A 13,741-nucleotide genomic window follows, 5' to 3' on the forward strand; every position below is an offset into this window, starting at 1 on the left:
CCAAGAAATCTATTTCGTTCCCGTTGCGCTCAAGTAAGGCGATTGTGTAAACACGGCAGCTATCATGCTATCAATGTTTGCACCTGTCCATACGCCCGAGCCACGTAACATGGCGTTCCATATAGTGGTAATTTGGTTTTGACCACCGGCTTTCGGCGTTGCATTTTTCAAGTCGAGTAAATCGATAGAAACAGCGCGCTCGTTATACGAGAATACGCCATAATAAGGAGGAAAATAGTAACCCCAACCTGGATAACCCCAGTAGCCAAGGTCCCAATAACCAGGATAACCAGCCCAATACCCGGGGCCGCCAATGATCACGGAACTATACGTATTATCAATCCTGCTAAGGTTTACCGCAAGATCCGGTGACGCGGTTTTGGCCACCAGCGTATAGCCCCTGTCTTGGAAAGATTTGGTTACAGTGGCGATTAACTTTTGATCGTACGACGTAAGCGCCTTTTGATGATCGCCGCGGTTGGTAATAACTGCCACCGAATCAACGATACTAAATGTTTTGTAGGTAGTGAAATTCGCGTTCTTGTCGTAATTCGTGATGTAAATTCTAGATTCTTCCTGTGTCAGATTGTTGAGCGGTTCTTTGCGGCAGCTGCTGAGTAAAGCGGCCGTAACCAGTGAAAAGCCCATCAATATCCATAATCTTTTCATCGTGTATAAAATTTCGGGTGTGTAATTCGCAAACAATATATGGTTGCGTGTAATCTAAAGAATTCAACGATCGTTATGAACTTCCTTTCTTATTCAACGTGTTAGATGTATGGATGTTACTTTTCGTTTACTGGTAAATTGTTAAAGTATTTCTAATGAAATGTTAAGAAGATTGGCTATGGTAGTAGGTTTGTATATGTATAAAGTGGTATATGTGGAAGAAGACGTATGTGATGTTTATGGAAGAGTTTGCATGGTGGCTGCCGAACAATCGAAACGTAATTTGCTAAGTTTGAACAGGTACTTTTAGATGAGTAGTAAACGTGTTGAGATTAGAATTTTTTAATCCTATAAAAAACAAAACCCGGGATGCTAACATCCCGGGTTTCGATTATTTTATTGATATGTCAATTATTCTGATAAATAGGCATCGGCCGCATCCTCTAATAAATGTAAATCTACCGAGTCGCTACCGGCAATGCCTTCAATTGAACCTTGGATATGCACGGCGTTCAGCAATACTTTTTCCAATTGTTTTTCGCGTACTTTCCATAGTTTTTCCATGGTTTCACGCTCTTTTTGGATCGACATTTTCATGTCCCTGAATCCTTCGCGGATAGCTTTCCATTGCTCGGCGAATTCGCTGCCTGTGAGGTAAGAATAAAGTAGCTGCATTTTATCGCCGCGGTTCTCTTGGCTTTTTGAGGCTTTGTATACGCTCATTATAGCCTCGCGGAGTACATAGCTAAGGCTTTTTACTTCTGCAAATGTGCAGATATAAATACCTTCTTTAGCCCCGAAGCGTTCCATGTCTTTCGGCATAGTTTGGGTAACTAAAATCGCAACATCCGCTCCTTGTGAACGCATGTCTGTTTTTAGCTTTTCAATCCATTCCCTCGAGAACTCTTTGGTGCGTTTACTTTCATAAATAATTTTACCACACTCTTGCCCAAATTGGTTGCGAACAAACTGAATACAATCCGCTCCTTTAATACCCTTCGCCACTTCTTCTACCGAATCGAAGGGGAAAGTACTGCGGAGTAATTCTTCCAATGCTAATTCCATCACTTCGCCTTGCAACTGCATAGAACCTTGTTCTGCTTTACGCTTCATTTCCTCGGCCAACTTACGTTGATCGTCAACCTGCTTCTCTAATTCCTTAATCTTGAAGGTAAATTCAGTTTCTTTCAAGCTATTGCGTTGGAACTCTTCTTGCCTTACTTGCTCCACCATGTTAGCGCGTTCTTCTAACAACCGTTTTTGCAACGATAATTCCAATTCTTGTTCCTTATTTTTAAGTGCTTGTTCGCGTTTGATGAATTCTACTTGTTGTTCCCTCGCAAGCCTAAGCTTCTCTTCATTTTCTTCATTGGCTTGTTTCAACAATCGTACTTGGTGCTCGAAATCGCTGGTTACGCGTTTGCGAATTTCTTCTTGCATCATCTCTTGCAGGCGCATTTTCTCTACCTCTAGCCTCTTTTGCAATTCGGCATCCATTTGTTGCTTTTGGCCTTCTAATTGGGAACGAACTTGCAATAATTCATTCTTCTCTTTCGCCAATTGCTCCGTTCTTTTGCGCCATTCCGTTTCCATTTTACCACGCATCTCTTTTTCGATATCCGCGGCAAATGCATCTTCCATAACGAATTGATGTTTACAATTCGGGCAAGTTATAGCTGTTCCCATATTCACATAATGTTATTCTGGACAATAATAAAAGGGCAGTCCGCATTGTACATGCGTAGCGTAAAGGTAGCCAAAAAATCTTGGCCTTGGAGGAAGAGAAAATTCCAGGATGACGGTCGCATCATCCTGGGCTAAAACAACTGGAAGGGTTGATATGGTAAGGCTCTTTTCGACTTAATGTCCGTCGTGTTCTTCGTCGTACACATATTCATCGGTTAACTCCACTAGTTCGTCGGTAAGGATGAAAAGCAAGGTAGTGGCGCCATTAGAAGTATCGGTATTAATATTTTCCCATTCTTCTATGGCCCAACCTTCTTGTAATAAGTGGTTAACTTCTTCAATTTCATTAACAAAGTACGCGCTGGCATTATTTTCACTGCGACTCATGGTTTGTAACTTTTCCAAGTTGATGGTAACAGTAATGATCTTTTGCATTGCGTTGGGTTTTAATAGCAATTTAGTTGGCGTGTGTTAGGGGATTGTAAAGGGAATTTTATGTTTATGTTAATTGTCGCTGCGCTGGGCTTGCTTGCTGGCGGCGGGTTATTGGCTATTGCTGATTGTGGGGGTGTTGCTTGCTGCGGTTGATTGTGTTTTGTCGTGTCGCTCCAGGGCCGCGACGGGGCCCCGTATCATACTTCGAAATATGGTTCTGCGGGCTGGATTGCTGCTATTTGGAGGGGTGGGGCGTGTAGGGGAGAGGGGCATTGATGGGGCTTTCGGTTGTCGTGTGTTCCGCACAACCAAGTTTTCTCAGTATGATACTGTAGGGGACAATGCGGGCTTTTTTGATGGGGAATTTGGGGTGCGTTGAGGGATAGATTTATGGGAGGACATGGTAGGGGGCATTAAAGTGCTACGGCCAGTTTTGCTGGCCGTAGTAGTATTTTTTAGAACCAGGTGAGGCAAACTGGTTTGGGGGTGTTAATGGTTTTCTTTGTGGCTTTTAGTTGGCCGGTTTGGGGAGTTCTTTGGAAGAGGGTGATGTTGTTGGTGTTTTGGTTGGCCACTAGTAGGAATTTTTCGTTGGGGGTGAGGGTGAAGTGGCGGGGGCCTTTGCCTTCAACCGGGAGGGTGTTGAGGAGGGTGAGTTGGCCGGTGCTGGAGTTTCTTTTGAAGGTGGCAATTGTGTTGCTGGTGCTGCGGTTGGTGGCGTAGACGTTTTTGCCGTCTTGGGTGATGTGGATGTGGGCGCTGCCGGCGTCGTTGTTTTGAATGGTGTAGTCTTTGGGTAAAGAGCTAATCGTTTGAATATGTTTGAACGAGGTAGTTTGTTGGTTGAATGCGTATACAGATACGGTGCCGCTCATTTCTTCGATGATGTAGGCGAAGTTTTTATAGAATTGAAGGATGCGGGGGCCGTGGCCGGGGGCAGTTTGGATAGAGGCTTTGTCGTTTTGAGTGACGTGGCCGGTTTTTTCGTCGAAGTTGTAGGCTACGATTTGGTCGGTGCCTAGGTCTACAACGAAAAGCATATTGTTTTCAGCGTTGAAGGTGGTGCTGTGTACGTGGGCTTTTTCTTGGCGTTGGGTATTGGTGCCTTTACCATTGTGTTGAATGGTTTGTAGGGCTACGCTGAGGGCACCGTTGGCTTCTCTTTTGTAGATGGAGAAGTTACCGCCGCTGTAGTTGGATACTACTACCCAGTTTTGCGTTTTATCGATGTTTACATGGCAGGGGTGATCGCCGTGGCTAGGTTGTTGATTGATAAGTTTACCTTCTTTGGTGAATGCGCTTACGGCACCTTTGCCGTCGCCATTTTCATTTACTGCGTAGAAGAATGCTTTATTCTTCGTGGCAACAACGAACGATGGGTTGGAGGCCGGGAATGTTTTTACATGGGTGGCTTCGCCGGTTTGGGTGTTGAAGTTGTATAATGAAATGCCTTGGGAATCATTATCGGTATATGATCCTACGAGCATTGGGATGGTATTCTTTGCCTGGCTCATGGTTGCAAATGGGAGCATGAGGAAGGATATTTTGAGTGCCAATTTTTTCATGTGCTGAAAATAGTAATATCCGGCAATTCATCCTAATCAATCGCTAATAACACGATGCCGGCTAATATCACAAGCGCTCCCAATATCCTTTTCACACGGTCCTTTTCTTTTAAGCTATGTACCCCAAAAAATACACCAAATACAATACTTAATTCCCTCGCCGGGGCCACATAGGAAACGGGTGTTGTTTTCATGGCAATTAACACAAGAATATACGATAACGGCTGGCAAGCAGCCACAATAAATGCTGGCTTCCAATGGGTTTTGAGTTCAATCGCATATTCGCTACGCTTAGCTGCTGTGTATGGAAAAAGCAATACAAAAGGCAAGATCATCGAGGCTAAAGTGATGAATACAACCGATACATGGTAATCCACTACAGCGATCTTATCAGCAATGGTGTAGCTGGCAATAAATAGCCCGGTTAATGCGCCGTATCCCAATCCTGTTACAATTCTCTTATCATGCTTCCAGCCGGTGAGTGTCATCATTACCACGCCCAGTATAATCAGTACAATACCAAGGATAGCCAGCGTGCCGGGTTTTTCATGGAATAACAAAATAGCGCCGGTAACAGAACACAAGGGGCCGGAACCCCGAGCAATGGGATAAACTACAGATAAATCCGCTTTACGGTACCCCGTTTGCAATGCCACAAAATAGAGTAAATGTAATACAGCACTCAATGCTGAAAAGCCTAACGTGATTTGATCAAAAGGTAAGTCGTGCTGGAACAATTGGTATACAACATACGGCACAAACATCCCTACAGCAAACAAAGAAGTACACCAATAAAACGGCAGTTTACCGTTTACCTTTTTCGTAGTAAAATTCCAAAAGGCATGCACAATGGCAGCTATAATAATAAGTGTTAACGCGGAAAGTGACATGATGATTTAAGGTACAACATATAGCTGGGGTAGGCAAGTGCAAGGTGAATGAAATGTGTACTTTGATACGTGGATGGCTAAAAAGAAAAACCCTGTAAATCGTCGATTTACAGGGTTCAGATTCAAGTGCGGAAGAGGAGATTCGAACTCCCAAGCCCGTGAAGGCACTACCACCTCAAAGTAGCGCGTCTACCAATTTCGCCACCTCCGCGTGTTTAAGGGAGTGCAAAAATAGAATTCTTTTGATAAAAGAAAAATTTTGATGCAATTTTTTTTTAAAATGTTGACATTTATTTTCTTAACCATATTCTAAAGGTAGTTCCCTTGCCTATTTCAGACGATTTTATATACAATCTTCCTTGGTGATATTCCTCTATAATCCGCTTCGCTAAACTCAGTCCCAAGCCCCATCCTCTCTTTTTAGTGCTAAAACCGGGTTGGAAAACTTTCTCGTGTAAAGGCTTCGGTATGCCTTTCCCTGTATCGGTTATATCGATTGTAATATGCGCAGGATGGTTCTCTATTTTTACTTGGATAGCGCCTTTTCCTTCCATGGCATCCAAAGCATTCTTCAACAGGTTCTCAATCACCCAATCGAAGAGCGGCCCCGAAATCATAGCGTTGATATGTGGTTCGGAACTCGTAAAGCCTAATACCACTTTCTGTGGCGCTCGTTTCCTGATATAGGCAATCATATTTTCCACTTGTTGCACCACTTCTTTTTCTTCAAGAACCGGCACACTACCAATCTTCGAAAATCGATCTGTAATCAATTTCAAGCGGTCTACATCTTTCTGTAATTCTAAGGCGATGCTTTCGCTACTAGGCTGCTCTTTCAATATCTCTAACCAAGCCTCAATCGACGATAAAGGAGTACCTAATTGGTGCGCTGTTTCCTTGGCCATGCCCACCCATACTTGGTTTTGCGTGGCACGGTTGGTCGTCGATAGTGCAAATAATACGATACATATAAACAGGGCCACCACGATTAATTGTACATATGGGTAGTATCGAATTTGCTTCAAAATGAGGGAGTCGCCGTAATAGATGTAATTGTTGATACGCGGTTTCTGGGTGATGTTCATCACGAAAGGCGGGTGCTGCTTCTTAAAGCGTACGAGCTGTTCTTCTACATACAACTTATTACGAGCAATCTTATTCGTATCTAAGTTGCGGTGATCCACTACATTCCCACTTTCATCTGTAAGAATCATCGGGATCGTCGTATTCGTGGTAATAATATCTACGGCTAGGTTATTTACATCATCATTCGTTTGTAACAACTCTTTATAAGCCGATACCCACGTGGCCACCTTCTTCGTTTCTTCCGCTTGTATCTTCTCAGAAAGGTTATTCACGAACCAAATAGTGATCACTACAATGACAATCGCCACTGCAATCAAAATAAACTTCCAGCCGATATATTGCCTAACCATGCAAATTGTTATTTATTGATTCCTTGCCCTTCGCTTGCTTCAAGATATTGCTAAAATTACGTATTGATAGAGAATATTCGCGCGCTTTGTTGCATATTTGCAACGCAAAAAGTAATTCGTAAAGCGCAAAAACTGGATCATTTGACACAATTGCCATCGGTAGCCGTAGTTATTCTCAATTGGAATGGTAAATCGTTCTTAGAACGCTTTTTACCCTCAGTTTGTGCGTCGACCTATCAAAATTTACAAATTATTTTAGCCGATAACGCGTCATCCGACGATAGTGTTGCCTATACTGCAGCTCATTACCCACAGATTTCTATTATCCGCAACCCTAGCAATAATGGTTTTGCGGGTGGTTATAACGAGGCGCTACAGCACGTGAAGGCCGATATTTACGTGTTGCTCAACCAAGATGTAGAGGTAGAACCGGGGTGGATTGAACCTGTTATTGAACTTATGGCAGCCGATACATCTATCGCTGCTTGTCAGCCCAAACTCCGCGCTTACCACGATCGTAAAAGCTTTGAATATGCCGGTGCAGCCGGTGGCTGGATGGATATTTTGGGCTATACCTTTTGTCGTGGCCGCATTTTGCACACTACAGAGGTAGATCACGGCCAGTACAACGATGCCCAGTATATATTTTGGGCTACAGGTGCGGCGTTATTCATCCGTTCCGAGGCTTTTCATGGTGTAAATGGCTTCGATCCTTACTTTTTCGCGCATATGGAAGAAGTGGATCTTTGCTGGCGCTTGCAGCGGAAAGGCTTACGGGTAGCTTATTGCCCAGGATCGGTAGTATACCATGTGGGCGGCGGTAGCTTGCCCCAAGGGAACCCACGCAAATTGTACCTCAACTTCCGCAATAACCTCATCATGCTGAAAAAGAACTTGCATCCATCTGAGCAATGGATCGTGTTCTCGCAGCGCGTATTTTTAGACCTGTTGGCGGCCGCAAAGAGCCTGGCATCGGGCAAACCGAAAGATATGGTAGCTATTTTTAAAGCGTACCGCGATTATTTTAGGTGGAAGAAAATTAGGCATACCTTACCGAAGGATACGTTGCCACAAGTACGTTTATTCGCTTTGGAAGGGGTTTTTCATGGGATCATGATCTGGCGGTATTACTTTTTACAACGGAAGAAATTCTCGTTATTGGAGGGTAAAGGCGGGCATGCGCCACAGCGAACAAAAAAATAATCTTCTGCATATTGGGGATTTTACAATTTCCTTTGTAAGTTTGCAATGCGAAAAAATTACATATGGAGAATCAAGTAGAAAATACGAAAGACATCGCCCAAAGCAGGGTTTCATCTTCCCGCTTTTTGTTTTATGTGAAAATCACTTGCATCATCGCCTTCGTTTTAGGTGGTTGCTATAACTTGTACAAACACCGTTATAAAGGAAAACCAGAAGTGGCTATCCCAGAAAGTACTTTGTACAATCCGAAATACAAATAATCATTTAGTTGATATATTATTTGAGAGCTGCACTTATGTGCGGCTCTTTTTGTTTGTAGTTGGCTGAACGTTGGAATGGTGGATGGAACAGTGTTGCACACTTATTCGTTTGATCTTTCCTCTACGGAAGTCTAATGCATGTCTCCCAAAAACAATTCCCTCCCAAAAAACGTTATCCTCCTTTCTATCTACGCAAATACCCCCAACCACGTTCACCATCAAGCCAAAACCAAATAATATAATGATGAAAGTCTGTATCCTAGTGACGTTAATCTCATGCTACCTCGTAGCTTGTGCTCCCAAATCCCAATTCGCTGATACCATATTCAGTAACGGCACCATCCTAACAATGAATGATGCCCAACCCAGTGTTGATGCAGTAGCCGTAAAAGATGGTAAAATCATCTACGCCGGTACCATCGATTCAGCGATGACATTCAAAGGCGATCAAACCGAAATGGTCGACCTCAATGGGCGTACACTTATGCCGGGATTGATTGATGTACATAGTCATTTTACAATGGGAGGTACCTCCAAGTTTTACGTACCATTACAACCCAGCCCATATGGTACAGTAAACGATTTCGCTTCTTTGAAGAAACGGTTAAGAGATTATATCGATGAAAACCACATCCCAGAAGGTGATACCATCATCGGCAATGGATACGACGATGCAATTATGACGGAACAATTGCAGCCTACAAAAGAAACATTAGATTCTGTGTCGGATAAACATGTGATCTACATTTGGCATACTTCCGGTCATATGGGTGTTGCTAACTCGAAGGCATTGGCAGCATTGGGGATCAATAAAAATACACCCAATAAGCCCGGTGGCGTTATCGTTAAAAATCCCGAAGGTACGCCAACAGGATTGCTACAAGAGAATGAAAACATTTACGCCCTCACTTCCTTAGTACGTCCACCTAAAATTGAACCGCTTATCGATTCCATGATGGCGATGCAAAAAGAATATCTCAAATATGGCCAAACCACTATTTGTGATGGGCGTTCTATGCCTAGTGATTTAAAAATCCTACATGCATTAGCAGATATGAAGCTGTTGAAAGTAGATGTAATTGCTTGGCCTGATTACGATTCTAATGCAGTCAACATTGAAAACCTCAGTAAACAAAAAGCCTATCACAACCGCTTTAGAATTGGCGGTATGAAGTTCTCAGTAGATGGTTCTCCGCAAGGCAGAACTGCATGGCTAACACAACATTACTACAATGTTGGTCCCGGCCACGATACAAGCTACAAAGGCGTTAATATTTACAATAGCGACTCGCTTTACAAATACGTAAAAAGTGTATTACAACATGGCATGACTTTTCAATGCCACGACAATGGCGATGCTGCTATCGATCAAATGATTAGCACGGTACAACGGTTAAAACAAGAAGGCGTATACAACGATAGTATGCGTGGCGCACTCATTCACGTGCAAGTTTCCCGCCCCGATCACGTAGCTAAAATCAAAGCCGCCGGCTTGATCCCATCCTACTACGTTAGCCACACCTATTTCTGGGGCGATTGGCACCGCAAAGTAACCCTCGGCCAAGATCGTGCAGCTATTATCAGTCCTTGTAAACAAGCGCTCGATTCGGGCCTTATATTCACACTTTCACACGACGCACCTATTACACCGCCAGATATTATTACATTATTCGCCACATCTGTAACCCGCGCCACAAGAAGCGGTTTTGTATTAGGTCCCGAATTACGTTTAAAAACAAATGACGCATTAAAAGCAGTGACCATCAACGCAGCCTATCAAATCAAAGAAGAGAAAACCAAAGGCAGTATAGAAAACGGTAAACTCGCAGATCTCATCATTCTCGATAAAAACCCGCTAACTACAGCAGATAGTTTATTGCATTCACTTGTTGTACAAGAAACCTATAAAGAAGGAAAGAAAGTGTACGATGTGAAGGAAGGGAAATCGAAAGATGTTTCGATGAATAGGTAAGTGCGGAAGAGGAGATTCGAACTACCCCAACATGTATATAAACAACAAAAGGGAAAGCGTACTACACGCTTTCCCTTTTGCAATATAAGTATTTTCTAAAAACTAGTAAGTCGTAGAATTACCAATTTTCTTTTGCAATTCTTTATCCAAAGCAGCTTTCGGAATAATCACCGTAATAGTATTCACCGCGAAATAAGGCTCAGATACATAAACATATCCTTTGAAAGGACCTGCTTTATCACTCCAAGAGTTTTTCACTACGAAAAAGTCCTTACCATCTTTGCTTTTACCTAAGCCGGTGATGTGCATCAAGTGGTCGTCTTGTGTTACCAAGTTTTCGTATAAACCTTGACGGTATTCAGGTGTTACACTTACTTCTTTGATGTCTGGGTTGATAGGCGTTGCTTTCGGAATAGTATCACCTACTGGAGAGAAAGCGTAACCACGGTTTTGAGCAAAGCCCCTGTTAGAAACATCCGCATCCCACATTACTGTATAACCGTTTTGAACAGCTTTTTTAGTAACAGCGATGAATTCACTTAATGGTAAGTTGTAGTACTGTCCATTGCTGAAATTATCTGGTACTTCTACTACGAATGTTTGGTTGTAAGGATGGTGCGTGAAAGATGTTAAACCAACGTAGTTGTTAGCATCAAATTTCATCACATCTTTTGCGAATGATTTCGCAGTATACGTTTTACCATTGTATTGGAAGTCTTTCGGAGCAGCACCCATGTACTCATCCAAAATCGCTTCAAAACCTGGTAACCAGTTTGGTAAAGGTTTTTTGATTTTCAAGATGCTGTCGAGGTAAGTTTTCATGGCTGGAACCATTTTAGAGTGGTTCAACATCGTAGCGCCATTTACCAAACCTGTATAAGCTTCTTGTGGCATCGCTCCGTACAATGAGATAGCACGGATAGCATCATGTCCAAGGCCGCCTTCGTCGAAACGTGCATAACCTTGACGTAATACATAGTTTTTAGCCTTTTCGATGTAGATGTTACGAACGGTGAACATCTCCGAAATATCGATAGAAGCGTTTTTGTCGTTACGTAAGCATTCAGATTCTACTAATGAAGTAGTAGAAAAGCACCAGCATGTACCGGTTTGTTGTTGATTTTTAACTTCGGTAGTGGCGTTCGATTTAGTAATGGTAATATCTTGCGCTTGTGCTTGCAAACCGCCTGCAAGGGCAACAGCAAGAAATATGCGTTTCATAGCTGGCATATTAAGAAATTTTAGATTGAGTTGTTATAGAGTTTGCTAATATAAGCAATATCTATAAGCAAAACGCCACAAGCCTGTATAAACGGCTGTGGCGTTGCTTGAATGGCGGAGAAAATGTTGGGTATACTAGTCGTTAGTATGGATATTTTCAGCACTTGTGTTTTTCGTAAAAGTGATGTTCTCTCCAGGTACTAACTTGTTGTATTTTTCAGTGATGGTAGCGTTTTGTTTAACGCCATCGATAAAGATTTCACCGTTTTTCTTTTTGAAAGTGAAGCCTTTTTTAGTGTCAACCAAATTGTCGGCTTCTAATTCTGCTACTATTTTTCTATATAGTTCTCGTGTTTTTTCAGCTTCTTTTCGGGCAACTTCTGCACCAGCACGAGCTACTTCCGCTTGTTTGCGAGCAACTTCTGCACCGGCACGCGCTTGGTCAGCCTGTGCACGGGCAATTTCCGCCGATTCACGTACTTTGGCTGCTGCTTGGCGATTGGCATCTGCTTGTGCTCTTGCTACATCGGCAGCTTTTCTAGCTTCTTCAATAGTAGCGCGTTGCGCTTCTGCATTGATGCGAGCTTTTTCAGCTTCTTTGCGAGCCACTTCAGCACCTGCACGAGCTACATCTGCTTGTTTGCGGGCAATTTCGCTGTTTTGGCGATTAATGTCTGCTGCTATGCGAGCTTTTTCAGCTTCTTTGCGAGCTATTTCTGCACCAGCACGGGCTACTTCTGCTTGTTTGCGCGCCTGTTCTACGGCTGCACGTGTTTGCTCTTTAATAGCATCAGGGAATGTATCGTTAAAAGTGAAATTGATATTCATGTTTTTAACATCAATGTCTTTTAATGATTTCTCTATCGTGAGTTGCAGGTCTTTAAGATCAATATTCTGTGCTAACTTCAAGTCTTCATTTACAAATTTTAAATCCAAAGCATTCAACGAACTTTTCAGTTTCTCAAGCTCTGCAGGACTCAAAGCCTTCAAATCTTTCAAGTTATCGATACCGGCTAAGGCCATTTTGATATCGAATTTGAAATCTTCTACGTTAAGCTTTTTCAAGTCTGCTAATTGACCTTCAAGATTTACCCAATCTACATCCTTCGCAGCTTTGATAGCCTCTTCTGTTACCTTTTTCAATTCGGCTTCGCTGGGAATTTTCTTTAAAGCTTCTTCTACTTTCTTCTGTTCTTCAACAGGTAAATCTTTGAATTGCACGACTTCTGTTACTTTGCCTTTTTCGTCTTTAATGACAAGGTTTTTATTTTTGATAACTGTAACAGATGGTTTCGTGGTGTCAGCTAAATCAGTAGATAATTTACGTTCAGCAGCTTTTGCTTTATTAGCTGGATTTAACCATGCAATGGATATCAATCCAGTTGCAACAATCATTAAAGCGAGGAAGCGTTGAGTATAGTTAAGATGTATTGTTTTCATCTCCATGATGCGTTTAATTCTGTGAAATAAATGTTGTTTATTTCTTGCCGCAGCCATAGCCATAGGGTTGGCGGTTAACCGGTATTCTTCCAGCGCAACCAGGGCTTTTGCATAGTGCAAGGGTTGAACGGTGGCGTTAATAACCATATCATCACAGCAATGCTCTCTTTCCACGCGGATGTTACTAGATATCCAACGGACGAAAGGATTGAAGAATAAAATGGTTTCTACAATGGATTGGAAGATATTGAGAAGATAATCGTTGCGTTTAATGTGTGCCAATTCATGTAAAAGAATGGCTTCTAATTGTTCAGGACTTAAGTTCATCAGCATCGCCGAAGGCATAATGATCAAAGGTTTTAACCACCCCATCATGCAAGGAACCTGCAAAGTATCCGATACCACTACCCGCACATATTTACGGATGTTCAACTTTGCCGCTAATCTCGTCGTATATGTTTGCCATACCGCGTCTACCGGTTCCGTATATTTCTTACGCATCGAACGTAATTGTGATAAATCTATTACCAAACGGATACCAATCACCACCACACCCACGATATAAAATGCCACCAAAATAGGCAAGTAATCGTTCAATCCAGGCAGCAAATATTGCAAGTTGGAAGAGGCTTGCACCTTATGCACAACAGGTTGAAAATTCTCTGTCGATAAAGTACTGAGGTCGATATTAATAGCCTGTGATGCTAAGTGTAAAGACGGAACTGCAGATAGTTGTTGATACAATGTGATAGCAAACCACGCGAAAATGCCCGTTAATGATAAGTACGACAAGGAATATTTAATCCGCGCACTGGCCATAGGCCATATTCTCAATACTATTTTTAAACAGGCGTACACAAAGAATGCTTGCCATAATGAATGGATCAATGTCCACCCGAATGCCCGCACAATTTCGCTTGTAAATGGAATAATATGATTCATGGTAGCTAGGTTTTAAAGGATG

Annotated in this window: 11 protein-coding genes and 1 tRNA gene; 3 read left to right on the plus strand and 9 right to left on the minus strand. The window is 42.5% G+C overall.

Going from position 1 to position 13,741, the window contains the following annotated elements; genetic code table 11:
- Positions 1-9: 9 nt before the first annotated feature.
- From LX64_RS19910 to LX64_RS19945, 7 genes are all read right to left on the minus strand, one after another.
- Positions 10-669 carry a DUF4136 domain-containing protein gene (locus LX64_RS19910; protein ID WP_111599462.1) on the minus strand — a complete coding sequence of 220 codons (660 nt, stop codon included), beginning with the start codon at positions 667-669 and terminating at the stop codon, positions 10-12.
- A 411-nt stretch (positions 670-1,080) separates the two neighbouring features.
- Positions 1,081-2,310 (minus strand): DUF2130 domain-containing protein, encoded by a 1,230-nt coding sequence (locus LX64_RS19915; RefSeq protein ID WP_245952755.1) that lies wholly within the window; start codon positions 2,308-2,310, stop codon positions 1,081-1,083.
- Between the two features lie 219 nt (positions 2,311-2,529).
- On the minus strand, positions 2,530-2,790 hold the full coding sequence (locus tag LX64_RS19920) for a hypothetical protein (protein ID WP_111599464.1): 261 nt from the start codon (positions 2,788-2,790) through the stop codon (positions 2,530-2,532).
- 455 nt (positions 2,791-3,245) lie between these two features.
- Positions 3,246-4,322 carry a lactonase family protein gene (locus tag LX64_RS19930; protein ID WP_158538691.1) on the minus strand — a complete coding sequence of 359 codons (1,077 nt, stop codon included), beginning with the start codon at positions 4,320-4,322 and terminating at the stop codon, positions 3,246-3,248.
- Between the two features lie 65 nt (positions 4,323-4,387).
- Positions 4,388-5,245 (minus strand): DMT family transporter, encoded by an 858-nt coding sequence (locus LX64_RS19935; RefSeq protein ID WP_111599467.1) that lies wholly within the window; start codon positions 5,243-5,245, stop codon positions 4,388-4,390.
- Between the two features lie 127 nt (positions 5,246-5,372).
- Positions 5,373-5,456: transfer RNA gene (locus LX64_RS19940), tRNA-Leu, on the minus strand.
- A 79-nt stretch (positions 5,457-5,535) separates the two neighbouring features.
- A complete protein-coding gene (locus tag LX64_RS19945; protein WP_111599468.1) occupies positions 5,536-6,681 on the minus strand; it encodes a sensor histidine kinase in 1,146 nt (381 codons plus the stop codon).
- 141 nt (positions 6,682-6,822) lie between these two features.
- Here LX64_RS19945 and LX64_RS19950 point away from each other — a divergent pair, with 141 nt between their 5' ends.
- The 3 genes from LX64_RS19950 (at position 6,823) to LX64_RS19960 (ending at position 10,116) form a co-directional block, all read left to right on the plus strand.
- Positions 6,823-7,884: a glycosyltransferase family 2 protein gene (locus LX64_RS19950; protein WP_111599628.1), complete on the plus strand. Its 1,062-nt coding sequence runs from the start codon at positions 6,823-6,825 to the stop codon at positions 7,882-7,884.
- Positions 7,885-7,946: 62 nt separating this feature from the next.
- Complete coding sequence (locus tag LX64_RS19955) at positions 7,947-8,144, plus strand: hypothetical protein (protein ID WP_111599469.1); 198 nt, start codon at positions 7,947-7,949, stop codon at positions 8,142-8,144.
- Positions 8,145-8,385: 241 nt separating this feature from the next.
- Entirely contained in the window at positions 8,386-10,116 is a 1,731-nt protein-coding gene (locus tag LX64_RS19960) for an amidohydrolase (RefSeq protein WP_158538692.1), read from the plus strand.
- 102 nt (positions 10,117-10,218) lie between these two features.
- Here LX64_RS19960 and LX64_RS19965 read toward each other — a convergent pair whose 3' ends face one another.
- Together LX64_RS19965 and LX64_RS19970 are read right to left on the minus strand one after the other, a co-directional pair.
- Entirely contained in the window at positions 10,219-11,337 is a 1,119-nt protein-coding gene (locus LX64_RS19965) for a C1 family peptidase (RefSeq protein ID WP_111599629.1), read from the minus strand.
- Between the two features lie 135 nt (positions 11,338-11,472).
- On the minus strand, positions 11,473-13,719 hold the full coding sequence (locus LX64_RS19970; protein ID WP_111599471.1) for a M56 family metallopeptidase: 2,247 nt from the start codon (positions 13,717-13,719) through the stop codon (positions 11,473-11,475).
- Between the last annotated feature and the right edge of the window lie 22 nt (positions 13,720-13,741).

Origin of the sequence: Chitinophaga skermanii, assembly GCF_003259335.1 — a bacterium.
GTDB classification, from domain to species: Bacteria; Bacteroidota; Bacteroidia; order Chitinophagales; family Chitinophagaceae; genus Chitinophaga; species Chitinophaga skermanii.